Below are 23893 nucleotides of genomic sequence, written 5' to 3'. Positions count from 1 at the left end.
CGCATGGCCTGGAGGCTTTGTGATGATCAAGCTTTATGGATTCTCCGTCAGTAACTACTACAACATGGTCAAACTGGCGCTGCTGGAAAAAGGCCTGCCCTTCGAAGAAGTACCGTTTTACGCTGGCACCAGCCCCGAGGCACTGGCCATCAGCCCTCGCGGAAAGGTCCCGGTGCTGCAGGTAGAGCAGGGCTTCATCAATGAAACCAGCGTGATCCTCGAATACATCGAGCAAAGCCAGAAAGGCACGCCGCTGCTGCCGAGCGATCCGTTCGAGCGTGCGCAGGTGCTGGCACTGGCCAAGGAAATCGAGCTGTACATCGAATTGCCAGGCCGGGCCTGCTATCCCGAAGCCTTTTTCGGCATGACCCTGCCGGATGCGATCAAGGAAAAAACCAAAGCCGAATTGTTGCTGGGGATGGCTGCGCTGGGCCGGCATGCCAAATTCAGTCCTTACGTGGCTGGCGACAGCTTGAGCGTGGCGGATCTGTATTTCCTGTTCAGCGTGCCGCTGGCGTGTGGGGTCGCCAAGAAGTTGTTTGGCATCGATCTGTTGGCCGAGATGCCGAAGGCCAAGGCGCTGCTGGAGTTTTTGGGGGGGAACCCGAATGTGCAGCGTGTGGCGGCGGACCGGGAGGCCGCGATGCCGGCGTTCATGGCGATGATTGCTGCCAAAAAGTAGTTCTGTTGCGCTCTGAAGATCGCATTCGCGAGCAGGCTCGCTCCCACGAGGTATGCGTCAGACACGGATTTTGTGTGTGACGATCAATGTGGGAGCGGGCTTGCTCGCGAAGCTTTTGGCGATTTAGCGGCTGGCGAGCAACGCCTGACCGCGAGCCACTGCAGCCTTCACCTGCGCCGGCGCGGTGCCGCCGATGTGGTTACGGGCATTGACCGAGCCTTCCAGGGTCAGCACGGCGAACACGTCCTGGTCGATCTGGTCGCTGAACTTGCGCAGTTCTTCCAGGCTCATTTCTGCCAGATCCTTGCCGCTGTCCACGCCGTACTTCACGGCATGGCCGACGATTTCGTGGCAGTCACGGAATGGCAGACCGCGACGCACCAGGTAGTCGGCCAGGTCGGTGGCGGTGGAGAAGCCGCGCAGGGCCGCTTCGCGCATCATCGCGTGCTTGGGCTTGATCGCCGGGACCATGTCGGCAAAGGCCCGCAGCGAGTCGCGCAGGGTGTCGGCGGCGTCGAACAGCGGTTCCTTGTCTTCCTGGTTGTCCTTGTTGTAGGCCAGGGGCTGGCCTTTCATCAGGGTCAGCAGGCCCATCAGCGCGCCGAACACGCGACCGGTCTTGCCACGCACGAGCTCTGGCACGTCCGGGTTTTTCTTTTGCGGCATGATCGAACTGCCGGTGCAGAAACGGTCGGGCAGATCGATGAACTGGAACTGCGCGCTGGTCCACAGCACCAGCTCTTCGGAGAAACGCGACAGGTGCATCATCGCGATACTGGCCGCCGAGCAGAATTCGATGGCGAAATCACGATCGGAGACGTTGTCCAGCGAATTGCCGCCAACCGCGTCGAAACCCAGGAGTTGGGCGGTGTATTCGCGATCGATCGGGTAGGTGGTGCCGGCCAGTGCCGCGCTGCCCAGTGGCATGCGGTTGGTGCGCTTGCGGCAGTCGACCAGGCGTTCGTAGTCGCGGCTGAGCATTTCGAACCAGGCCAGCATGTGGTGCCCGAACGTCACCGGTTGTGCGGTCTGCAGGTGGGTGAACCCCGGCATGATGCTGGCGGCTTCGCGCTCGGCCTGCTCCAGCAGGCCTTTTTGCAGGCGGGTGATTTCAGCCAGGATCAGGTCGATCTCGTCACGCAGCCACAGACGGATGTCGGTGGCGACCTGATCGTTACGGCTGCGGCCGGTGTGCAGTTTTTTACCGGTCACGCCGATGCGGTCGGTCAGGCGCGCCTCGATGTTCATGTGGACATCTTCGAGGTCGATGCGCCAGTCGAACTGACCGGCCTCGATTTCACCCTGGATGGTGTTCAGGCCATCGATGATGCTGTCGCGCTCGGCATCGGTCAGCACGCCGACCTTGGCCAGCATGGTGGCGTGGGCGATCGAGCCCATGATGTCGTGGCGATACAGGCGCTGGTCGAAGGTGACGGAGGCGGTGAAGCGGGCGACGAAGGCGTCGACGGGTTCACTGAAGCGGCCGCCCCAGGACTGATTGGTCTTGTCAGTGCTCATGAATTCGCTCGTATCGGCTTGAAGTAAGAAGGCGTGGAACGCTGGCGCGGATAATAACAGGGTTGCCAATCCTGTCGCTGACACTGGTCGATACGTTTTTTTGGGGGAGGGAAAGTCCGGGCCGGGGCAAGAGCCGCGCATTTTTGCCGAACGATATTTTCCAATTGAGCAATATCGTCCCGGCAACCGTCTACAGTTGGACAGTAGGATCAGCGCATTTCTCGGTGCAGCCGCTGACTATAAGAAGAGTGGGGTGTTCATATTGCGTATCAGCAAACCCTGTGGCGATGCATCGCCAACGCGGGCCTGGGCCGCCAATCGCCCGGTAGATGAAAATTTAGCCGTCGGACCAGCGGCACTTTTTGACGCTCGCGCTAGTCTTAGCGTGGATCGCGGTGACGGACGTCACTTCACCTGTCTACGCTATCCTTGTGCGAGACTCACGCAGGAATCCAGCGCAATATGAATGTCCTGATCGTTGATGACGAACCCTTGGCCCGCGAGCGCCTGAGCCGAATGGTTGGCGAACTCGAGGGGTACAGTGTCCTGGAGCCTAGTGCCACGAATGGCGAAGAGGCGTTGGCACTGATCGACAGCCACAAGCCGGATATCGTGCTGCTCGATATCCGCATGCCCGGCCTGGATGGCCTGCAAGTGGCTGCTCGGTTGTGTGAACGCGAAACTCCCCCCGCCGTGGTGTTCTGCGCCGGGCCCGATGAATTTGCCGTGGAAGCCTTACAGGCCAGCGCCGTAGGCTATCTGGTGAAACCTGTGAGAACTGAACAATTACATGACGCATTAAAGAGAGCCGAGCGCCCCAATCGTGCCCAGCTCTCCGCCCTGACCCGCCCTGCTGCCGAAAGCGGCAACGGCCCGCGCAGCCATATCAGCGCCCGAACCCGTAAAGGGATCGAGCTGATTCCGCTGGATCAGGTGGTGTATTTCATTGCCGACCACAAATACGTGACCTTGCGCCACGAAAGCGGCGAAGTGCTGCTCGATGAGCCGCTCAAGGCCCTCGAAGATGAATTCGGTGACCGATTCGTGCGTATCCATCGCAATGCACTTGTCGCCCGCGAGCGTATCGAGCGATTGCAACGCACACCCCTGGGGCATTTTCAGCTGTTCCTCAAAGGCCTCAACGGTGATGCGCTGATCGTCAGCCGTCGTCATGTGGCTGGGGTGCGCAAAATGATGCAACAGCTTTAAAAAGCTGTTCGCAGGCCAATTTCACACCCGATTGCCGGACATCCGGGGCCAGGGAGGCCGAGTAGTATCTGATACAAGTCAAAGTGGATTTGGCTGAGCTGTTATTATCCGTCATATCTATTCAGTACGGATTGATCCATGTCCTCTCGCCAGATCCGCATCGCCACCCGCAAAAGCGCTCTCGCCCTGTGGCAGGCCGAATACGTCAAGGCCCGTCTTGAAGCAGCCCATCCGGGCCTGCTGGTGACCCTCGTCCCCATGGTCAGCCGTGGTGACAAGCTGCTTGACTCTCCGTTGTCGAAAATCGGCGGCAAGGGCTTGTTCGTCAAGGAACTCGAAACCGCGCTGCTGGAAAATGAAGCCGACATCGCCGTGCACTCCATGAAGGACGTGCCGATGGACTTCCCCGAAGGCCTCGGTCTGTTCTGTATCTGCGAGCGGGAAGACCCGCGCGATGCCTTCGTTTCCAACACTTACACCAACCTGGATGAGTTGCCCCAGGGCAGCATCGTCGGTACCTCCAGCCTGCGCCGCCAGGCTCAATTGCTGACCCGTCGCCCGGATCTGGAAATCCGCTTCCTGCGCGGCAACGTCAACACCCGCCTGGCCAAGCTCGATGCCGGCGAATACGACGCCATCATCCTCGCCGCTGCCGGCCTGATCCGTCTGGGATTCGAAGACCGCATCACCTCGGCCATCAGTGTCGACGACAGCCTTCCGGCCGGTGGCCAGGGCGCGGTGGGTATCGAATGCCGCAGCGCCGACAGTGAAATCCATGCGTTGCTGACACCCCTGCATCACCAGGACACCGCCACCCGCGTGACCGCCGAACGAGCCCTCAACAAGCACCTCAATGGCGGCTGCCAGGTGCCGATTGCCTGCTACGCCGTGCTGGAGGGTGAGCAGGTCTGGTTGCGCGGGCTGGTGGGCGATCCAGGCGGTGGCCTGCTGCTCAGCGCACAAGCCCGCGCCCCTCGCGGCGATGCCGAGGCATTGGGTGTACGAGTCGCTGAAGACCTGCTCAGCCAGGGTGCCGACGCCATCCTCAAAGCGGTCTATGGCGAGGCTGGTCACGAGTGATCGGCTGGCGCCTGCTGCTGACGCGTCCCGCCGAAGAAGCGGCGGCGCTGAGCGGTTTTTTGGCCGAGCAGGGGATATTCAGTAACAGTCTGCCGCTTTTGGACATCATGCCCATTGAGGCCACTGACACAATGCGCCAGGTGATTCTGGCGCTGGATCAGTTCTGCGCCGTCATCGTGGTCAGCAAGCCGGCCGCCCGGATCGGCGTCGAACTGCTCGAGCGGTATTGGCCAACACCGCCCGGTGTGAAGTGGTTCAGCGTCGGCGCGGCGACCGCGCAGATCCTCGGGGATCACGGGCTGGACGTGAGCTTCCCGGCAGAAGGCGATGACAGTGAAGCCTTGCTCGAACTTTCCCGACTGCGCGAGGCTATCGCACAACCCGATGCACGAGTGCTGATCCTGCGCGGGGAGGGCGGGCGCGAGTTGCTGGCTGAGCGTTTGCGTGAGCTTGGTGCTAGTGTCGAGTATCTGGAGCTGTACCGCCGGGGATTGCCGATTTACCCGCCGACGCTACTGCCGCAACGGATCCAGGCGGAGCGCCTGAACGGGCTGGTGGTCAGCAGTGGACAAGGTTTTGAGCACCTGCATCAACTGGCCGGCGATGCCTGGCCGCAGTTGGCGCGGTTGCCGTTGTTTGTACCGAGCCCCAGGGTTGCCGAGCTGGCGCGTGCCGCCGGGGCCAAAACAGTTGTGGATTGTCGTGGCGCCAGTGCCGCGGCCTTGCTGACGGCGTTACGGGAGCATCCCGTACCCGTTTTCTAATGCAAAGGATGGATACGTGAGCGAAACAGCCTTGCCTAAAGATGACTCGCGACCGGTGCTTGATGCACCTGTTGATGCACCTGTTGATGAAATGCCGCCGCCGCCACCTGCTGCCGAGCAGCGTCGAGGCAATGGTCTGGCAATCATCGCGCTGCTGTTGGGCGCGGCCGGTGTAGCGGTAGGCGGTTGGGGTGTCTGGCAGGTGCGTCACCTGCAGGCCAATAATCAGCAGCAACTGAGCCAGGTGCAGGCGCTGAATGACCAGGCGCAAAACCTCAAACTCAATGAGGAGCGCCTGAGCGCACGCTTGGCGCAATTGCCTCCAGCCGATGAACTGGAAGCACGCAGTCGTCTGGTGATTCAGCTGCAAGGTGATCAGCAGCGGTTGAACCAACGGCTGGAAACCGTTCTCGGTGCCAGCCGCAAAGACTGGCGTCTGGCCGAGGCCGAGCACCTGCTGCGTCTGGCCAGCCTGCGACTGTCCGCCTTGCAGGACATCAGCAGTGCCCAGGCACTGGTCCAGGGTGCCGACGAGATACTGCGTGAGCAAAACGATCCGGGCTCCTTTGCCGCTCGCGAGCAGGTGGCCAAGACCCTGATCGCCTTGCGCAGCACCGAACAACCGGATCGCACCGGGCTGTTTCTGCGTCTGGGCGCGCTGCGCGATCAAGTGGCCAGCCTCACCGAGCTGGCACCGGAGTACAAGGACCGTGGCGATTCGCTGCTGGGCCTGACTGCCGATGGCGACGGTGCCAGTCGCTGGGCGCAATGGTGGGATCAGATTTCGCGCTACATCCGCATCGACTTCAATGCCGACAAGAACGTTCGCCCATTGCTGGCAGGCCAGAGTCTGAGCCAGGTACGCCTGGCCCTGAGTCTGGCGCTGGAGCAGGCGCAGTGGGCCGCACTCAATGGCCAGCCAGCGGTTTACTCCCAAGTGCTGGACGAGGCGCGGGACATCCTCAACGGCAACTTCAATCCGGACAACGCACAAAGCAAAGTCATGCTTGAACAGGTGGCCGAGTTGAGCGTGCAACCTGTCACTGTCGTCACGCCGGATATGACCGGCACCCTGAGCGCGGTGCAGGGGTATCTGGAACGGCGCAACGTCAACGCCGAGGACTCGGTCAAGCCACTGGCCAGGCCTGCCGCGAACGCCGCGCCGGAGGCCACGCCATGAGACGCCTCTATGTGATCGTGTTCCTCGTGATCGCCGCTGCCGCTGCGCTGGGGCTGGCGATTGCCGAGCATTCCGGCTACGTGCTGATTGCCTACAAGACCTTCCGTTATGAGTCGAGCCTGTGGGCTACTTTGGCGCTGGTGGCTGTGCTCTGGCTGGTGATCTGGGGCATCAGGTCGCTGGTCGAACTGGTGATGGCTTCCAGTGGCGTAGTCAATCCGTGGTCACGGCGTAACCGCAGCCGTCGAGTGCAGGTGGCGATCGAGCACGGTCAACTGGACCTGGCCGAGGGTCGCTGGGCCAGCGCGCAGCGTCACTTGCATCGGGCTGCCGAAGCCGAGCGTCAGCCGCTGCTTTACTACCTCGGCGCTGCCCGTGCAGCGAACGAACTCGGCAATCACGAAGAAAGCGACAACTTGCTGGAGCGCGCCCTCGAGCGTCAGCCCCAGGCCGAGTTGGCGATCGCCTTGAGCCACGCTCAGTTACAGACCGATCGCGGTGACACCGCAGGCGCCCTGGCCACCCTGCAAGCCATGCGTGAACGCCATCCTCATAACGCACAGACCCTGCGTCAGTTGCAGCGCCTGCTTCAGCAGCGTGGTGACTGGTCGGCAGTGATTCGCCTGCTGCCGGAGCTGCGCAAGGACAAAATCCTGCCGGCGGCGGAGCTCGCCGAGCTGGAGCGTCGGGCCTGGGGGGCGAACCTGTCCCTGGCGGCGCAACGGGAAGAAGACGGAACAGTGGGGAAGCAATCGCTGGAGCGTGCCTGGCAGCAACTGACTTCGGCACAGCGTCAAGAGCCGCAACTGGTGCTGGCGTATGCCGAGCAGTTGCGGCAACTGGGGGCTCAGGTCGAGGCCGAAGAAGTGCTGCGCACCGCGCTCAAGCGCAGCTACGACAGTCATCTGGCCCGACTCTACGGACTGGTTCGCGGCAATGATCCGGCCCGCCAGCTGCAGGCCGCCGAAGGCTGGCTCAAGGACCATCCGGCCGATCCGGGTCTGCTGCTGACACTGGGTCGTCTATGCCTGCAAAACAGTTTGTGGGGCAAGGCCCGGGACTATCTGGAAAGCAGCCTGCGTGTACAGCGCAATCCGGAAGCCTGTGCCGAACTGGCACGCTTGCTGGCGCAAATGGGCGATGCCGAGCGCAGCAACCAGCTGTTTCAGGAAGGCCTGGGGTTGTTGGATGAGCGCTTGCTCGCGGCCCCTCTGCCAACGCCAGTCGGCGCTTGACCCACTCGCAGGCACCGGGCTCCGGCGCCTGAGCGATGACCTGCGACGAGGGAGCAATCACCCTCGCCGCAGTGCGATGATTAGTTGAAATTCAGTCGCGAAATTTCATCGCAGACAAAGTCCTACAGAGGACTACATTTTATCCTCTCGCCTGCGTCGGGATTTCCTTACACCTGCGCTGAAGTCTCTGTGGGCACTTGCCTTGAAAGGCTGTCGCGCTTTCCTCTACCGTAATGGTCTGTCACTACTTTTACGGAAAAGCCATGTCTTTGGCCTGCTCACGCTCCTTGTTTTTCATGGCTTTCATTGCGGGTGCCCTGGCGATGGGTGTTTCCTACTACCTGGAATATGCAGTCGGCCTGCGGCCTTGTGGCTTGTGTCTTGTGCAGCGGTTTTGCCTGGCGCTCCTTACCGGCGTCTGCCTGATGGCTTCGGTCCATGGCCCCGGTCGCATCGGAAACGTTCTCTATTGGCTGTTCAGTCTTTGTTGCAGCCTGGCCGGCACTGTCACTGCATGGCGACAGGTCCTGCTGCAAAGCCTTCCTGCGGAACAGGTAGCGGCGTGCTCGACTCATCTGGCGGACCTGTTGGCCAACTCTCCGTGGCTTTCGGTCGTACAGCAAATGTTCAAGGGCGCTGCCGATTGTGTGGAAATTTCCTGGACGCTGTTCGATCTGAGTCTCACCGAGTGGAGCCTGCTGCTCTTCGTCGCGATGATGATTCTGGCCGTTTACCAGTCGCTGCGACTGGTCTGGACCGGCTATCAGCGACCACTCAGCGGCGAGTCGTCGCACCGGGCCTTTGCGGGTGATTAAACACTTGTATGAACTTTATCGCCTGCGTACCTTGAAGCCAGTGTCGTGCGGGCATAATCTGGCCCGCACGTGTCATTGGAATTATGTTGCTCGATGACGCTCTGCCTGACCGCCCACCGACGTTACAAGAGGCGAGCGGGCATAGAGCAGCTGACCCACAAGGGAAGAGAGATCACCATGCTCGAAAGTTGTCAGAATGCTCAGGAACGCTGGGGCGGAGTGCACCTGCTGATCGATCGCTGGTTGCAGGAACGACACGAACTGATCGGGGCCTATGACGCTCTCGGCGCAAAGCCTGAGGCGCTGGGTGAGCACCGTAAGCCCTTGCAGGAATTCTGCGGCGTGCTGGTCGATTATGTATCGGCCGGGCACTTCGAGATCTACGAGCAGCTGACGGGGGAGGCCAAGGCCTTCAACGACAAGCGTGGCCTGGAGCTCGCCGAGACCATCTACCCGCGTATCGACGTCATCACCGAAAAGCTGCTCGCCTTCAATGACCTGTGTGACGCAGGTAAGTGTGTCGCCGAAGAGTTCAAGACACTCGGCGGACTGTTGCATGAGCGCTTTGAACTGGAAGACTGCCTGATCGAAGTGCTGCACACTGCCCACAAGGAAGCCGACTCGGTTCAGGCCTGAAGCACTTCCTGCAAGATCCCAAAACGGCGTGCCAAGGCACGCCGTTTTTCGTTTGCATCGTCAGCTGGTGGCGCCGCGCAGTTCGACTTCGAACACCAGTGGTGTGAATGGTGCGATCACGTCACCGGCACCGTCGGCGCCATAGGCCTGAGCCGATGGAATCACCAGTCGCCATTTCGCCCCGACCGGCATGTTTTGCAGCGCACTGCGCCATCCGGCGATCACGCTGTCGAGACTGAACCACTGCGGCTGACTGTTCTGATCGAACACAGTGCCGTCGGGCAATCGACCGATGTACAGCACCTGCACCTTGCCGTTCGGTCCGGCCTTGGTGCCGGTACCTGGCGTCAACTCGGTCAGCAACACGCCATCAGCCAGTTCGCGCACGCCGGGCCTGGCTTTTTCTGTGGTGAGAAAACGCTGTTCTTTTTCCAGTGCCATTTCGCTTTGCGGCTCGTCGGACTGCATGGCGATGCGGGCTTCATGCTCGGTCAGTATCTGTTGGATCTGCTCGTCCTTCAGCGCCAGCGGTTTGCCCTGATAGGCTTGCTGCAATCCTTCGACCAATGCCTGGAGTTGCAGGTCGGGAACCTCCTGGCGCAAGCGTTCGCCAAGGCTTGCACCCAGGCTGTAAGCGAGATCGTGGGCTTCATTTTTCTGCGTTGTTTCGCCGGCTTGGGCCACCGAAAAAAACACGCACAGCGATAAAAAAAGGTAGCGCGACATGGGCACTCTCCGACCTGAATTGCGGGCGATTATGCCAGCGAGAATGCGCGCAACGGTGAACTGCTTTTGCGCCGAGGCAGAAGTTTTTCAATCCTTTGCAACACAGCGCTTTCGATAGTGTCAACATGCCCTAGCGGCGGTTGCAGCAGAGGTCTAGTATGAGCCGCACTCACTTCAGCCAGGAGGTAAACCATGTCGGCCACCAAGAAGCCAGTAAACACTCCGTTGCACTTGCTCCAACAACTCTCGAGCAGCCTGCTCGAGCATCTGGAAACCGCTTGTTCCGAAGCCTTGGCTGATGCTGAAAAACTGCTCGCCAAGCTGGAAAAGCAGCGCGGAAAAGCGCAAGAAAAACTGCACAAATCCCGCACCAAATTGCAGGACGCTGCGGCGGCCGGAAAAGCCAAGGCACAAGCCAAGGCCAAGGGCGCAGTGGCCGATCTTGAGGAGCTGCTCGATGCCCTCAAGGATCGTCAATCGGAAACCCGCGGCTACATTCTGCAACTCAAGCGCGATGCTCAGGAAAGCCTGAAACTGGCCCAGGGCGTCGGTCGTGTACAAGAGGCTGTCGGCAAGGTGTTGTCCTTGCGTGCGGCCAAGCCTGCTGCGGCACCTGCGAAGAAAGCCGCTGCCAAACCGGCTGCTGCAAAAGCACCGGCCAAACCTGCCGCAAAACCTGCAGCTGCCAAGCCAGCAGCTAAACCTGCCGCAGCCAAACCTGCAGCCAAATCGGCTGCGAGAAAACCGGTTGCTGCCAGCGCTGCAAAACCTGCGGCTAAAACCACGGCTGCCAAACCAGCCGCCGCACGACCTACCGCTGCAAGAGCCGCTGCTGCCAAGCCAGCCGTGGCTAAAACCGCCGCCGCTAAACCGGCTGCAAAACCAGCCGCTAAACCCGCAGCAAAACCAGCAACCAAAACTGCAACAGCGAAACCTGCTGCGAAGCCGGCCGCCAAATCTGTCGCGGCTAAAACCGCTGCAAAACCTGCTGCGAAAACTGCGGCCAAACCCGCTGTAAAAGCAGCGGCCAAGCCGGCCGCTAAACCAGCCGCTAAACCGGCAGCCAAACCTGCTGCGGCTAAACCAGCCGCTGCTGCCAAACCGGCCACCGCCAAGCCCGCTGCCAAGCCAGCGGTGGCGAAGCCAGCTGCAAAACCAGCAGTGAAACCTGTTGCCGCCAAGCCGGCCGCCGCGCCAGTTGCCAAGCCAGCCAATCCGGCTCCGGGTGCACCGTCTGCTTTAGCAGCAGCCACCTCGACAGGCACGCCAGCGCCAACGCCGGCCGCCGCATCGATCGCAGCAACCACCCCAACCAGCGCTTCCTAAGTGCCGGTTACCGCGACGCGCAGCTGATGCAGCGCGTCGCGGTCCAGGTGGGCGGCGCCTGCCGCCACACCATTGAGCCAGGCCGATAGATCGGTCGCCTCACCTTGCGGCCAACTCAACGCCGTTCGTTCCAGTCGTACCAACAGATGTCGCTCGGCTTCCAGTTCGAGTGCCTTCACTTGCTCGCGCAAAGCATTCAGTTCGCCGTCGTCGGCGGCAACGACCTTCCAATTCACCCGCAAGGCTCGCAGCGGTCGCACCACTTCTGCGTCCCATGGCTCGGCCACGCTACGCAGTTGCTGCAATCGGTGTTCGTTAAAGGCGACGCCACGTTCTCCCAGCCACAGTCCGCAGAGTAGCAAGCACACATTGATGCCCGCCGACTGCAATTGCAGGCATGCGGGTTCAACGCCGGGCTGGGCATAAGTACTTAGGGAAAAGCTCCACAGGTCAGAGGACATAGTGCTACTCGCGCCAGTTGCGAGCGAAGCTGGTAGACTCCGCCGCCATTATGATTCGACTTCAGAACCTGACTTTACAGCGTGGCCCGCAACGTCTGCTAGAAGACGCCGAGCTGACCCTGCACGCCGGCCAGAAAGCCGGCCTCATCGGTGCCAACGGCGCCGGCAAATCGAGCCTGTTCGCCTTGCTTCGGGGTGAGCTGCACCCGGACTCGGGTGATTGCTTCCTGCCGGCCGACTGGCGTATCGCCCACATGCGCCAGGAGGTCGACACCCTCGAACGCCTGGCGGTCGACTACGTGCTCGATGGCGACCTGCGCCTGCGCCAGGTGCAACGCGACCTGGCGGCAGCCGAAGCGGCCCATGACGGTGCCGCTCAGGCCCGACTGCACTCGGAACTCGACAGCGCCGACGGTTACACCGCCGATGCCCGGGCGCGCAAGCTGCTGGCCGGGCTTGGATTCACCAACGAGCAGATGGATCGCCAGGTCGGGGATTTCTCCGGTGGCTGGCGGATGCGCCTGAACCTGGCGCAGGCCTTGATGTGCCCATCGGACCTGCTGCTGCTCGACGAACCGACCAACCACCTGGACCTCGACGCCATCATCTGGCTCGAAGAGTGGCTCAAGAGTTATCCCGGCACCTTGATGCTGATTTCCCACGACCGGGACTTCCTCGATGCCGTGGTCGACCACGTGGCCCACGTCGATCAGCGCAAGATCACCCTGTACCGCGGTGGCTACAGCGCCTTCGAGCGTGCCCGTGCCGAACGCCTGGCCCAGCAACAGCAGGCGTACGAGAAGCAGCAGGTGCAACGTGCGCACATGGAAAGCTACATCGCCCGCTTCAAGGCCCAGGCTACCAAGGCCCGTCAGGCCCAGAGCCGGATCAAGGCACTGGAGCGGATGGAAGAGCTGACCGCTGCCCACGTCGATTCGCCGTTCGACTTTGTCTTCCGTGAATCGCAGAAGATTTCCAGCCCGCTGATCGACCTGTCCGATGCCCGCCTGGGTTACGGCGACAAGGCCGTGCTGGAGAAGGTCAAGCTGCAACTGACCCCGGGTGCGCGAATCGGTCTGCTCGGCCCGAATGGCGCCGGTAAATCGACCCTGATCAAGAACCTTGCCGGTGAGCTCTCGCCATTGGCCGGCCGCTTGACCCGTGGCGAGAACACCGTTGTCGGTTACTTCGCCCAGCATCAGCTGGATTCGCTGGACTCCAAGGCCAGCCCGTTGCTGCACCTGCAACGCCTGGCACCGACCGAGCGTGAGCAGACCCTGCGCGACTTCCTCGGCGGATTCGACTTCCGTGGTGCGCGAATCGACGAGCCGGTACTGAATTTCTCCGGTGGCGAAAAGGCGCGCCTGGCGTTGGCCTTGATCGCCTGGGACCGACCGAACCTGTTGCTGCTCGACGAACCGACCAACCACCTGGACCTGGAAATGCGTCTGGCGCTGACCATGGCCCTGCAGGAATTCAGTGGTGCGGTATTGGTGGTCTCTCACGATCGCCACTTGCTCAAAAGCACCACCGACAATTTCTATCTGGTGGCGGACGGCAAGGTCGAGGAATTCGACGGCGACCTGGAGGACTACACCCGCTGGCTGGTGGAGTATCGCCAGCGCAACGCTCCGGTCAGCAACACGCCGGTCAACCCGGACAAGACCGACAAGAAAGCCCAGCGTCAGGCCGCTGCTGCGTTGCGTCAGCAACTGGCGCCGCACAAGCGCGAAGCTGACAAGCTTGAAGCCGAACTCGGCAAGCTCCACGAAAAGCTGGCGAAGATCGATGCCAGCCTCGGCGACAGCGACATCTACGAGCCGGCGCGCAAGAACGAATTGCGGGATCTGCTGGCCGAACAGGCCAAGCTGAAGGTGCGTGAGGCGGAGCTGGAAGAAGCCTGGATGGAAGCCCTGGAGTTGCTGGAAAACATGCAGGCGGAGCTGGAGGAGCTGTCCTGATGGACGCCTTCAAGCTGCCGCTGCCGGCGGTGTGGGTCGAGCCGATCTGGCTCGGCGTGCAAATCCTGCTGATCCTGCTGGCCGGATACATCGCCCAGCGTTTCGTCGCCAAATGCCTGACCCGTCTCGGCGAGCGCTATCCGTTTCCGCCGCAGTTGCTGATGCCGCTGCGCGGTGGCCTGCGCTGGCTCATCATGGGCAGTGCATTGATTTTCGTGCTGGAACGCCTCGGTGTTTCGGCCACGGTGCTCTGGACCGCGTTGTCCGGTTTCGTCGCAGTCGCGGCGGTGGCGTTTTTCGCCATGTGGAGCGTGCTCTCGAACCTGCTGTGCGCGATCCTGATCTTTACCGTCGGCCCGTTTCGCATAGGTGACGTGGTCGAGTTGGTGGACACCACCGACAAGCCCGGCGTCAAAGGCCGGGTAGTGGCGATCAATCTTCTTTACACCACGCTGATCGAGGCCGAAGAAGTCGGCACTGGCAGCGCCATGGTGCAGGTGCCCAACAGTTTGTTCTTCCAGCGTTCGGTACGGCGCTGGCGCGGGACGGATGTGTTTCCTTCCAGCGGGTTTGAAAAGTAAGTTTTTTGTCGCCTGACATATCGCCATCGCGAGCAAGCTCGCTCCCACAGTCGATCTTCAGTGAGCACAAATCTTGTGAGCACCAGAGACTTCTCTGTGGGAGCGAACTTGCTCGCGATGGGAGCCTCAAGTCAGCAGTCGTCATGTCCTGCAAAAAATCGGTAGTCATCCAATCAAAGCCGCATTAGCTTAGACATCTGTCACGAGTCTGAGTCGAGGTGTGCAATGGAGCTTCAAACATGGCTGGCGTTTTTTGCCGCCTGCTGGGTGATCAGCTTGTCCCCCGGTGCCGGCGCCATTGCGTCGATGTCCAGCGGCTTGCAATACGGTTTCTGGCGCGGCTACTGGAACGCCCTGGGCCTGCAACTGGGCCTGGCTTTGCAGATCGCCATCGTCGGCGCCGGTGTCGGCGCCATTCTCACGGCGTCGGCCACGGCCTTCTACGCCATCAAATGGTTTGGCGTGGCGTATCTGGTTTACCTCGCGATCAAGCAATGGCGTGCGCTGCCCAGCGATATGAGCGATGACGCGGCGCTGCGCCAGATCGGCAAGCCGATGGCCTTGGTGTTCCGTGGTTTTCTGGTGAACATCAGCAACCCCAAGGCGCTGGTGTTCATGCTGGCGGTGTTGCCGCAATTCATCGACCCCCATGCGCCACTGCTGATTCAGTATCTGATAATCGGTGTGACCATGGTTTGCGTCGACCTGATCGTCATGGCCGGCTACACCGGTCTGGCGTCCAAAGTGCTGCGTCTGTTGCGCACACCGAAACAGCAAAAGCGCATGAACCGGACCTTTGCCGGGCTGTTCATCGGGGCGGCGGCGTTCATGGCGACGTTGCGCAAAGCTGCTGTGTAAAACGGCGATATAAAAAAAGGCGACCCTGGAGGTCGCCTTTTTTGTTTGGAGGAGCCGCTCTCGAAACTGATGCAATTACGAAGAGATATCAACAAAGCTTGAGCGAAACCCGTCTGGCGTTAACAATATGTAACTTCGTATTTCCAATTGAGATTCATTCATGATTGCCCCCTCCCGTTTCCTGGCCTGGCTGTTGCTGCCGCTGTTGGCTGCGTGCAGTTTTCAGCTACTGGCCGCTCCCGCCGAAGGTGCGCCGCAGGCGCTGCACTTGCTCGATTACATCGGCGCGGATTACCCGGACACGGTGCAGGCGGGCAGCATCACGGACCCGTCCGGATTTCGCGTGCAGCAAGACTCGGTCAAGACGCTGGGAAATCTGATTGCAACCATGCCGGCCAAGCCGGAAAAAGCCGCTCTGGAGCAAAGCCTGGCCGCGCTGGGAAACTCCATTGACGCCCATCAGGACGGTGCCGACGTCGCGCGCCAGGCCCGGCAACTGGGTGCGAAGCTGGCCGTGGCCTATGAAGTCAGTCAGGCCCCGGTCATTACGCCGGACCCGGTGCGTGGTGCGCCGCTGTACGCTCAGCATTGCTCGGTCTGCCATGGCGATACAGGGGCCGGCGACGGCCCGGCAGGTGTCGGCATGGCGCCGCCGCCATCCAATCTGCGTGATACCACACGACTGGACCGACTGAGCCTCTACGCGATCTACAGCACCCTGGGCCTGGGGGTCGAAGGGACTGACATGCCGGCCTTTGCCGATCAACTGGATGATCGTCAGCGTTGGGACCTGGCCACCTATATCGCCAGCTTCAGTGTCGACCCGGCCACGGCCAAGGCTGAAAAGACCTACAACATCGCCGACCTCGCTCGTCAGACCCCGGCCGAAGTACAGGCCGTCGAAGGCCCGCAAGCCGCCGCGACCTTCCGTGCCCAGCGGGCGCAGCCGCCACAGGTCAAGCGTGGCCCGGCGCAACTGCTCGACTACACTGCGGCCACTTTGGACAAGAGCATCGCGGCGTATCGTGCCGGTGAGCATGACCAGGCCTATGACTTATCGGTAGCGGCGTATCTGGAAGGCTTCGAGCTGGTTGAGAGCTCGCTGGATAACATTGACGCCAACGTGCGTAAAGACACTGAAAAATCCCTGATGGCCTACCGTCAGTCGTTGCAGGACGGCTTGCTGGTGAGCGAGGTCGAGCAGCGCCTGGACGTGGCCAAGGACAAGTTGAAGGCATCGGCCGGCCTGTTGGGCAACGAGGGTTTGAGCTGGTCGCTGAGTTACATTTCCGGCCTGCTGATTCTGCTGCGCGAAGGTCTGGAAGCGATTCTGGTGCTGGCGGCGATCCTTGCTTTCCTGCGTAACACGGATCAACAGGCGGCGGTGCGCAGCGTTAACGTCGGCTGGGGCCTGGCGTTTGTGGCGGGGCTGGGCACCTGGGCGCTGGCAGCCTATGTGATTGATGTCAGCGGTTCCCAACGCGAATTGCTGGAAGGTGCGACGGCGTTGTTTGCCAGCGTCATGGTGCTGTGGCTGGGCGTGTGGATGCATGACCGTCGTCACGCCGCGGCCTGGCAGGATTACATCAAGACCAGCCTGGTGGGCGGTGGCGGGCGTTTCGGTTTTGCGACCCTGGCGTTCTTCTCGGTGTATCGCGAACTGTTCGAAGTGATCCTGTTCTACGAAACCCTGTGGTTGCAGGCAGGTCCCGCGGGGCACAACGCGGTGCTGGCCGGTGGGGCCACGGCGCTGGTGTTGCTGATCGGCCTGGCCTGGGTGATTTTGCGCGGTTCGGCGAAGTTGCCGCTGGCGTTGTTCTTCAGCATCAACGCCGGTCTTTTGTGCGCCTTGTCGGTGGTGTTTGCCGGGCACGGCGTGAAAGCGCTGCAGGAAGCCGGGATCTTCGGTACACGGCCGGTACCGTTCTTTGACTTTGAATGGCTGGGGATCCATGCCGATGCCTATTCGTTGAGCGCCCAGGCTGTGGCGATCATTTCGATTGTCGTGTTGTACGGTCGTAGCCGGGTAGTTGAGAGGCAGCGGGTGCAGGTTTCTTAAACGGCATTCGCTTCGCTCACTTTTGCGGGCAAGCCACGCTCCCACAGGTTTCGCGTTAACTTGTGGGAGCGTGGCTTGCCCGCGATGCTTTTCAACAGAGGAAAATTCAATGCGTGTGTGGATCGATGCCGACGCCTGTCCTCGGGCAGCCAAGGATCTGGTGGTGAAGTTCGCTCTCAAGCGCCAGTTCGAAGTGGTGCTGGTGGCCGGGCAGCCGCAGACCAAACCGGGGCTGGCACTGGTCAAGCTGATCGTGGTGCCGAGCGGCCCGGATGCGGCCGATGACTACCTGGTGGAGCATGCGGTGCCTGGTGAGCTGGTGATCTGCAGCGATGTGCCGCTGGCCGATCGTCTGGTGAAGAAGGGCGTGGCAGCGCTCGACCCACGGGGCAAGGAGTTTGATGCGCAGAACATGGGCGAGCGGCTGGCGGTTCGCAACCTGTTCACCGATTTGCGCGAACAGGGGCAAATGGGCGGAGGGCCAGCGCCGTTTGGCGACCGTGAGAAGCAGGCGTTTGCCAATGCGTTGGACCGGATTCTCACACGTTTGGCACGCAGTTCTTAAGACCAGTGGCGAACCCTGTGGGAGCGAGCTTGCTCGCGATAGCGGACTTACAGACAACATCGATGTTGAATGTGCTGGCCCCATCGCGAGCAAGCTCGCTCCCACAGTTTTGGAGGGTGTCAGGCGTCGTTTTCGTGGGTCAGTTCCAGTACCCGGTCTACCAGTTTATTGATACCTGAAGCCGCTTCACTGATCGATTGCGCCAGCATGTAAGCCGGTGTGCTCACCAGTTTGCGTGCCTTGTCCTCGACGATGTCACTGACCGCGCAATCGGTATGGGTCGCGCCCATCTTGTTCATCGCAGCTGCCGTGTCGGTGTCGTTGCCTATGGTGCAGGTGACGCCAGGGCCGTAGATCTTTGCCGCCAGGGCAGGGGAGATGCACATCAACCCCACCGGTTTGCCGGCCTCGGCAAAGGCTTCGGTCAGTGCCAGGACATCCGGTTGAACGGTGCAGGCGGCACCTTCGATGGCGAAGCTGGACAGGTTCTTGGCCGAGCCGAAGCCTCCGGGCACGATCAGCGCATCGAACTCATCGACGTTCGCGTCTCGGATATCCTTGATGTTGCCTCGGGCAATCCGCGCCGACTCCACCAGCACGTTGCGCGATTCGGGCATTTCTTCACCGGTCAGGTGGTTGATCACATGCAACTGCGCGATGTCAGGTGCGAAACACTGCACCTGGGCCCCGCGCTGGTCCAGGCGCAGCAGGGTGATGACGCTCTCGTGGAGCTCGGCGCCGTCGTACACGCCACAACCGGAAAGGATCACTGCAACTTTTTTGCTCATGGGCTTTTCTCCAGATTCATGGCGTTAAATGTCCACTAATTTGTCCCGCGTTGCCATAGGGTTAATTCACGGCTGCACATAGCATCTGTCCTCAAGATTCCGATCAGGGCGCGTCATGGACTTCATTCTGTATGCGGTGCCGTTTTTCTTTGTGCTGATCGCCGCCGAGCTGCTGGCCGACCGTTGGCGCGGGGTGAGCAATTATCGGGTGGCAGACGCGATCAACAGCATCAGCACCGGCGTGCTGTCGACCACCACGGGTCTGTTGACCAAGGGGGTGGGGCTGGTGACCTACGCCTTTGCCCTCAAGCACTTGGCGTTGTTCGAGTTGTCGGCCGACAGCATCTGGACCTGGGTGTTTGCCTTTGTCTTCTACGATTTCTGCTACTACTGGCTGCATCGCATGGGTCACGAGCGCAACATCCTCTGGGCCGCCCATTCGGTGCATCATCAGAGCGAGGACTACAACCTGTCCACGGCCTTGCGCCAGACCAGTACCGGCTTCCTGCTGGGCTGGATCTTCTATCTGCCGATGGCAGTGTCCGGCGTGCCGCTGCTGGTGTTCGTCAGCGTCGCGGCGCTGAACCTGCTGTACCAGTTCTGGGTGCACACGCGGCACATTCCCAAGCTTGGCTGGTTCGAATGGTTCTTTGTCACGCCGTCCAATCATCGGGCTCACCATGCACAGAACGCTCTCTACATGGATCGCAACTATGGCGGCGTGTTCATTATTTGGGACCGTCTGTTCGGCTCGTTCCAGGAAGAAGACGACAACGAGCCGGTGATTTTCGGCGTGACCACGCCACTGGCGAGCTGGAACCCCGTGTGGGCGAACGTGCAGTTCTACGCGCAGTTGTGGGCAGATGCGCGTCGTGCCGAAAGCACCTGGGACAAGCTGCGGATCTGGTTCATGCGCACCGGCTGGCGCCCGGCGGAGGTGGCTGCCAGATACCCGATGAACAAGCCGGACCTGAGCCAGTTTCGCAAATTCGAGGTGGCGCTGGACGGGCGTCAGCAGCTCTACGTCCTCCTGCAGTTCTGCGTCTATATCGCGCTGGGCAGTTACTTGATGAATCTTGAGCCGAAGCTGTCCGTCGTCGCCCTGGCGTTGGGCTGGGGAGCGGTGGCGTTCGGTCTGTTTGTGCTGGGCGTGGCTCTGGAGAATCGCCCGTGGGCGTTGAAGCTGGAGCTGCTGCGGCTGGCGTCGAATCTGCCATTGGTATGGCTGGCCCCGATGGTGGGGCTGTGGCCGGCCAGCGCTGTGGGCTGGGTCGGCCTGTTCAGTTACAGTCTGTTGAGCGGTATCGGTCTCTACTGTTGCAGAAACCGCATCACTCGGCTGGCGTAGTAGGGCCTTCGGCTTTGGTTCGTTCGGCCTTCAGGGCTTGTTCGTCGGCGTAGACCTGCTTGGCCAGGCGGGCATTCTTGAAGCGCCGACGCAGCCACAGCACGAAGCCCAGGACCAGCAGCGCACCGAGCACCCAGAGTTCATACTTCTTCACACTGCCGAGCATGCCTTCGAGCACCGCGCCGAAATGGTACGCGGCGGCCGCCAGGGCTGTGGCCCAGATCGCTGCGCCAATGCCGTTGAGCAGCAGGTAACGGCCCGGCGGATAGCCCGACAGCCCGATGGCCACCGGCATGACCGTGCGCAAACCGTAGACGAAGCGGAAGCTCAATACCCAGATGTCCGGATGCTTGCGAATGTGTTCCAGCGCCCGGTCACCCATCATTTGCCAGCGGGGTTTGCGCGCCAGCAGCTTGCGGCCGTGTTTGCGTCCCAGGAAATACCACAGTTGGTCGCCGGCATAGCTGCCGAAGAAGGCCACGACCACCACCAGGTTGATGTCCATGTATCCGCGGAACGCGAGGAAGCCCGCGAGTACCAGGATGGTTTCGCCTTCGAAGAACGTGCCTAGAAAAAGGGCAAAATAGCCGAAGTCATGCAGAAATTGTTGGAGCATTGTCTGGGTGCTGGCGAAATGAACGCGCAGCCTAACCCTTCGGACACATTCAGGAAAGTGTCCAAATGTGTCTCGACGTGAACATTTCCTACAACGACAATGGAATGCGGCTACCTGTCACAGGGGTGCACACAACTGTAATACGTTCGTCATAATGGCCGCTTATAACTGTCACGCTCGCACGCCTGCGGGCTCAGGAGTCTGCCGTGAGCTTTACCCCCGCCAACCGTTTGTTCCCAGCAACCCGCCTGCGCCGCAATCGTCGTGACGACTTCTCGCGTCGTCTGGTCCGTGAAAACGTCCTGACCGTCGATGACCTGATCCTGCCGGTGTTCGTACTGGACGGTGAAAACCGTCGCGAAGCGGTGGCTTCGATGCCGGGTGTCGAACGCCTGACCATCGATTTGTTGCTGGAAGAGGCGGCCAAGTGGGTCGAACTGGGGATACCGGCGCTGGCACTGTTCCCGGTGACGCCAGCGGAACTCAAGTCCCTGGACGCCGCCGAAGCGTGGAACCCGCAAGGCATCGCCCAGCGCGCGACCCGTGCGCTGCGTGCGCAATTCCCTGAGCTGGGCGTGATCACCGACGTTGCCCTGGACCCGTTCACCACCCACGGCCAGGACGGCATTCTTGATGAAGAAGGCTACGTGCAGAACGACATCACCGTCGACGCACTGGTCAGGCAAGCCCTGTCCCACGCTGAAGCCGGCGCTCAGGTCGTGGCTCCATCGGACATGATGGACGGTCGCATCCAGGCGATCCGCGAAGCTCTCGAAGTGGCCGGTCACGTCAATGTGCGGATCATGGCCTACTCGGCCAAGTACGCCAGTGCCTATTACGGCCCGTTCCGTGATGCGGTCGGTTCGGCGCTGAATCTGGGCAAGGCCAACAAGGCCTCCTATCAGATGGACCCGGCCAACAGCAACGAAGCCCTGCACGAAGTGGCGGCGGACTTGTCAGAAGGTGCAGACATGGTCATGGTCAAGCCAGGCATGCCGTACCTGGACATCCTGTGCCGGGTAAAAGAAGAATTCAAAGTGCCGACTTTTGTTTATCAAGTCAGCGGCGAATACGCCATGCACATGGCGGCGATCCAGAATGGCTGGTTGAGCGAAGGGGTTATCCTCGAGTCCCTGACCGCTTTCAAACGTGCAGGGGCTGATGGCATCCTGACGTATTTCGCCGTTCGTGCCGCTCAATTGTTACGAGAGCAAAAATAGCCCTCCCAGGAACATTCGATGAATACCGAAGTGCTCACTGAAGTTGCCGTAAAAGACGCTCAACCTGTGGTGGAGCAAGTCGACGAGACCCCGCCGGAGCTGGAGCCAGCTCCGCCCGCGGCGGTCGTCGAAACCGCCGTGACAGCGCCGGCGCCAGTGCTGGCCATTCCCGGCCTGGATGACAGCAGCCTGTACATCCACCGCGAGCTCTCGCAACTGCAGTTCAACATCCGTGTGCTGGAGCAGGCGCTGGACGAGTCCTATCCATTGCTGGAGCGGCTGAAGTTTCTGTTGATCTTCTCCAGCAACCTGGACGAGTTCTTCGAAATTCGTGTCGCCGGCCTCAAGAAGCAGATCACCTTCGCCCGTGAACAGGCCGGCGCCGATGGTCTGCAACCGCATCAGGCCCTGGCGCGCATCAGCGAACTGGTCCATGGTCACGTCGATCGCCAGTACGCGATCCTCAACGACATCCTGTTGCCGGAACTGGAAAAGCATCAGGTCCGCTTCATCCGTCGCCGTAACTGGACGGCCAAGCTCAAGACCTGGGTCCGTCGCTATTTCCGTGACGAGATCGCGCCGATCATCACCCCGATCGGCCTCGACCCGACGCACCCGTTCCCGTTGCTGGTGAACAAGAGCCTGAACTTCATCGTCGAGCTCGAAGGCATCGACGCCTTTGGCCGCGATTCCGGTCTGGCGATCATCCCGGCGCCACGCCTGTTGCCGCGCATCATCAAGGTGCCGGAAGAAGTCGGCGGCGCCGGCGACAACTATGTCTTCCTGTCGTCGATGATCCACGCCCACGCCGATGACCTGTTCCAGGGGATGAAGGTCAAGGGCTGCTACCAGTTCCGCCTGACCCGTAACGCCGACCTGGCGCTGGACTCCGAAGACGTCGAAGACCTGGCCCGTGCCTTGCGCGGCGAACTGTTCTCCCGTCGCTATGGCGATGCGGTGCGTCTGGAAGTGGCCGACACCTGCCCGAAACACCTGTCCGACTACCTGCTCAAGCAATTCAACCTGAGCGAGACGGAGTTGTATCAGGTCAACGGTCCGGTGAACCTGACGCGGCTGTTCAGCATTACCGGCCTGGACAGCCAGCGCGAGCTGCAATATCTGCCGTTCACCCCGCAGATTCCAAAACTGCTGCAGAACAGCGAGAACATTTTCAGCGTGATCAGCAAGCAGGACATCCTGTTGCTGCACCCGTTTGAGTCGTTCACTCCGGTGGTCGACCTGCTGCGCCAGGCCGCCAAGGACCCGCACGTGCTGGCTGTGCGCCAGACCCTGTACCGCTCCGGCGCGAACTCGGAAATCGTCGATGCGCTGGTGGATGCGGCGCGTAACGGCAAAGAGGTCACCGCGGTGATCGAACTGCGCGCACGGTTCGACGAAGAGTCCAACCTGCAACTGGCCAGCCGTCTGCAAGCGGCCGGTGCGGTGGTGATCTATGGTGTGGTCGGCTTCAAGACCCACGCCAAGATGATGCTGATTTTGCGGCGCGAAGCGGGTGAAATCGTGCGTTATGCGCACCTCGGTACGGGTAACTACCACGCCGGCAACGCCCGCCTGTATACCGACTACAGCCTGCTGACCTCCGACGACGCCTTGTGCGAAGACGTCGGCAAACTGTTCAGCCAGTTGATCGGCATGGGTAAGACGCTGCGCATGAAAAAACTGCTGCACGCGCCGTTCACCCTGAAAAAGGGCATGCTCGACATGATTGCCCGCGAAACCCAGTTCGCCCTCGATGGCAAACCGGCGCACATCATTGCCAAGTTCAACTCGCTGACCGATCCGAAGATCATCCGCGCACTGTACAAGGCCAGCCAGTCGGGCGTGCGCATCGATCTGGTGGTGCGTGGCATGTGCTGCCTGCGACCGGGCATCGCCGGGGTTTCCCACAACATCCACGTGCGTTCGATCATCGGCCGCTTCCTGGAACACACCCGGGTCTTCTATTTCCTCAACGGTGGCGACGAGCAGATGTTCCTGTCCAGTGCCGACTGGATGGAGCGCAACCTCGACAAGCGCGTCGAGACTTGCTTCCCGGTGGAGGGCAAGAAGCTGATCATGCGGGTCAAGAAAGAACTGGAGTTGTATCTGACCGATAACACCCACAGTTGGAGCCTGCAGTCGGACGGCCGTTACATCCGTAACACTCCGACCGGCAACCAGAACCCGCGCAGCGCCCAGGCGACATTGCTGGAGCGTTTGGGCAGTCCGATCCTGGCTGTTCGGTAACGACTGCAACCTGTGGGA

General features: G+C 61.0%; 22 protein-coding genes and 1 pseudogene. 18 read left to right on the top strand and 5 right to left on the bottom strand.

Annotation, left to right across the window (positions count from 1 at the left end; genetic code table 11):
* The first annotated feature begins 22 nt into the window (after window positions 1-22).
* Entirely contained in the window at window positions 23-682 is a 660-nt protein-coding gene (locus PSJE_RS18700) for a glutathione S-transferase family protein (RefSeq protein WP_057712787.1), read from the top strand.
* Between the two features lie 123 nt (window positions 683-805).
* Here PSJE_RS18700 and argH read toward each other — a convergent pair whose 3' ends face one another.
* A complete protein-coding gene (gene argH, locus PSJE_RS18695) occupies window positions 806-2200 on the bottom strand; it encodes an argininosuccinate lyase (RefSeq protein ID WP_008001478.1) in 1395 nt (464 codons plus the stop codon).
* A gap of 349 nt (window positions 2201-2549) precedes the next feature.
* On the opposite strand from argH, the pseudogene PSJE_RS32230 reads away from it, so the two are divergent.
* From PSJE_RS32230 to rsd, 8 genes and pseudogenes are all read left to right on the top strand, one after another.
* Window positions 2550-2666: pseudogene (locus PSJE_RS32230) on the top strand (sensor histidine kinase); the annotation flags it as partial.
* Window positions 2663-3409 (top strand): LytR/AlgR family response regulator transcription factor, encoded by a 747-nt coding sequence (locus tag PSJE_RS18690; protein WP_057712788.1) that lies wholly within the window; start codon window positions 2663-2665, stop codon window positions 3407-3409. The pseudogene PSJE_RS32230 and the gene PSJE_RS18690, both read left to right, overlap by 4 nt.
* Before the next feature lie 138 nt (window positions 3410-3547).
* Window positions 3548-4489 (top strand): hydroxymethylbilane synthase, encoded by a 942-nt coding sequence (gene hemC / locus PSJE_RS18685; RefSeq protein ID WP_090452109.1) that lies wholly within the window; start codon window positions 3548-3550, stop codon window positions 4487-4489.
* Window positions 4486-5253: a uroporphyrinogen-III synthase gene (locus PSJE_RS18680; protein WP_057712790.1), complete on the top strand. Its 768-nt coding sequence runs from the start codon at window positions 4486-4488 to the stop codon at window positions 5251-5253. The genes hemC and PSJE_RS18680 overlap by 4 nt, the downstream gene beginning before the upstream one ends.
* 16 nt (window positions 5254-5269) lie before the next feature.
* The gene (locus PSJE_RS18675; RefSeq protein WP_090452107.1) at window positions 5270-6433 is read left to right on the top strand and encodes a uroporphyrinogen-III C-methyltransferase; all 1164 of its coding nucleotides are present in this window, start codon (window positions 5270-5272) and stop codon (window positions 6431-6433) included.
* Window positions 6430-7668: a heme biosynthesis protein HemY gene (locus tag PSJE_RS18670; RefSeq protein ID WP_090452105.1), complete on the top strand. Its 1239-nt coding sequence runs from the start codon at window positions 6430-6432 to the stop codon at window positions 7666-7668. The genes PSJE_RS18675 and PSJE_RS18670 overlap by 4 nt, the downstream gene beginning before the upstream one ends.
* Before the next feature lie 263 nt (window positions 7669-7931).
* Window positions 7932-8483 (top strand): disulfide bond formation protein B, encoded by a 552-nt coding sequence (locus PSJE_RS18665; RefSeq protein WP_057712793.1) that lies wholly within the window; start codon window positions 7932-7934, stop codon window positions 8481-8483.
* A gap of 177 nt (window positions 8484-8660) precedes the next feature.
* Window positions 8661-9119 (top strand): sigma D regulator, encoded by a 459-nt coding sequence (rsd, locus tag PSJE_RS18660; protein WP_090452103.1) that lies wholly within the window; start codon window positions 8661-8663, stop codon window positions 9117-9119.
* 60 nt (window positions 9120-9179) lie between these two features.
* Here the strand turns inward: rsd and PSJE_RS18655 are convergent, their stop codons facing one another.
* Window positions 9180-9845, bottom strand: a complete 666-nt coding sequence (locus tag PSJE_RS18655; protein WP_090452101.1) for an FKBP-type peptidyl-prolyl cis-trans isomerase — start codon at window positions 9843-9845, stop codon at window positions 9180-9182.
* A gap of 192 nt (window positions 9846-10037) precedes the next feature.
* Here PSJE_RS18655 and PSJE_RS18645 point away from each other — a divergent pair, with 192 nt between their 5' ends.
* Window positions 10038-11171 (top strand): AlgP family protein, encoded by a 1134-nt coding sequence (locus PSJE_RS18645; RefSeq protein ID WP_090452099.1) that lies wholly within the window; start codon window positions 10038-10040, stop codon window positions 11169-11171.
* Here the strand turns inward: PSJE_RS18645 and PSJE_RS18640 are convergent.
* Complete coding sequence (locus tag PSJE_RS18640) at window positions 11168-11632, bottom strand: TIGR02444 family protein (RefSeq protein WP_090452097.1); 465 nt, start codon at window positions 11630-11632, stop codon at window positions 11168-11170. The genes PSJE_RS18645 and PSJE_RS18640 overlap by 4 nt on opposite strands.
* A 50-nt stretch (window positions 11633-11682) precedes the next feature.
* Here PSJE_RS18640 and PSJE_RS18635 point away from each other — a divergent pair, with 50 nt between their 5' ends.
* From PSJE_RS18635 to PSJE_RS18615, 5 genes are all read left to right on the top strand, one after another.
* A complete protein-coding gene (locus tag PSJE_RS18635; protein ID WP_090452095.1) occupies window positions 11683-13593 on the top strand; it encodes an ATP-binding cassette domain-containing protein in 1911 nt (636 codons plus the stop codon).
* Entirely contained in the window at window positions 13593-14174 is a 582-nt protein-coding gene (locus PSJE_RS18630; RefSeq protein WP_057712800.1) for a mechanosensitive ion channel family protein, read from the top strand. The genes PSJE_RS18635 and PSJE_RS18630 overlap by 1 nt, the downstream gene beginning before the upstream one ends.
* A gap of 225 nt (window positions 14175-14399) precedes the next feature.
* Window positions 14400-15032: a homoserine/homoserine lactone efflux protein gene (gene rhtB, locus PSJE_RS18625; RefSeq protein ID WP_057712801.1), complete on the top strand. Its 633-nt coding sequence runs from the start codon at window positions 14400-14402 to the stop codon at window positions 15030-15032.
* Window positions 15033-15192: 160 nt separating this feature from the next.
* The gene (locus PSJE_RS18620) at window positions 15193-17091 is read left to right on the top strand and encodes a cytochrome c/FTR1 family iron permease (protein ID WP_090452093.1); all 1899 of its coding nucleotides are present in this window, start codon (window positions 15193-15195) and stop codon (window positions 17089-17091) included.
* A gap of 109 nt (window positions 17092-17200) precedes the next feature.
* Window positions 17201-17656, top strand: a complete 456-nt coding sequence (locus PSJE_RS18615; RefSeq protein WP_090452091.1) for a YaiI/YqxD family protein — start codon at window positions 17201-17203, stop codon at window positions 17654-17656.
* Between the two features lie 119 nt (window positions 17657-17775).
* Here PSJE_RS18615 and elbB read toward each other — a convergent pair whose 3' ends face one another.
* The gene (elbB, locus tag PSJE_RS18610; protein ID WP_057712804.1) at window positions 17776-18444 is read right to left on the bottom strand and encodes an isoprenoid biosynthesis glyoxalase ElbB; all 669 of its coding nucleotides are present in this window, start codon (window positions 18442-18444) and stop codon (window positions 17776-17778) included.
* A 115-nt stretch (window positions 18445-18559) separates the two neighbouring features.
* On the opposite strand from elbB, the gene PSJE_RS18605 reads away from it, so the two are divergent.
* Window positions 18560-19792, top strand: coding sequence for a sterol desaturase family protein (locus PSJE_RS18605; protein WP_090452089.1), 1233 nt, complete (start codon window positions 18560-18562; stop codon window positions 19790-19792).
* On the opposite strand, the gene PSJE_RS18600 is transcribed toward PSJE_RS18605, so the two are convergent.
* A complete protein-coding gene (locus tag PSJE_RS18600) occupies window positions 19776-20408 on the bottom strand; it encodes a DedA family protein (protein WP_057712806.1) in 633 nt (210 codons plus the stop codon). The two genes, PSJE_RS18605 and PSJE_RS18600, sit on opposite strands and share 17 nt — an antisense overlap.
* A 206-nt stretch (window positions 20409-20614) precedes the next feature.
* On the opposite strand from PSJE_RS18600, the gene hemB reads away from it, so the two are divergent.
* Window positions 20615-21628 carry a porphobilinogen synthase gene (gene hemB, locus PSJE_RS18595; protein WP_007982864.1) on the top strand — a complete coding sequence of 338 codons (1014 nt, stop codon included), beginning with the start codon at window positions 20615-20617 and terminating at the stop codon, window positions 21626-21628.
* Window positions 21629-21646: 18 nt separating this feature from the next.
* A complete protein-coding gene (gene ppk1, locus PSJE_RS18590; RefSeq protein ID WP_057712808.1) occupies window positions 21647-23875 on the top strand; it encodes a polyphosphate kinase 1 in 2229 nt (742 codons plus the stop codon).
* The last annotated feature ends 18 nt before the right edge of the window (window positions 23876-23893 follow it).

It is taken from the genome of Pseudomonas jessenii (assembly GCF_002236115.1).
Lineage (GTDB): Bacteria > Pseudomonadota > Gammaproteobacteria > Pseudomonadales > Pseudomonadaceae > Aquipseudomonas > Aquipseudomonas jessenii.
This window is presented reverse-complemented; position numbering and strand designations above follow the sequence as displayed.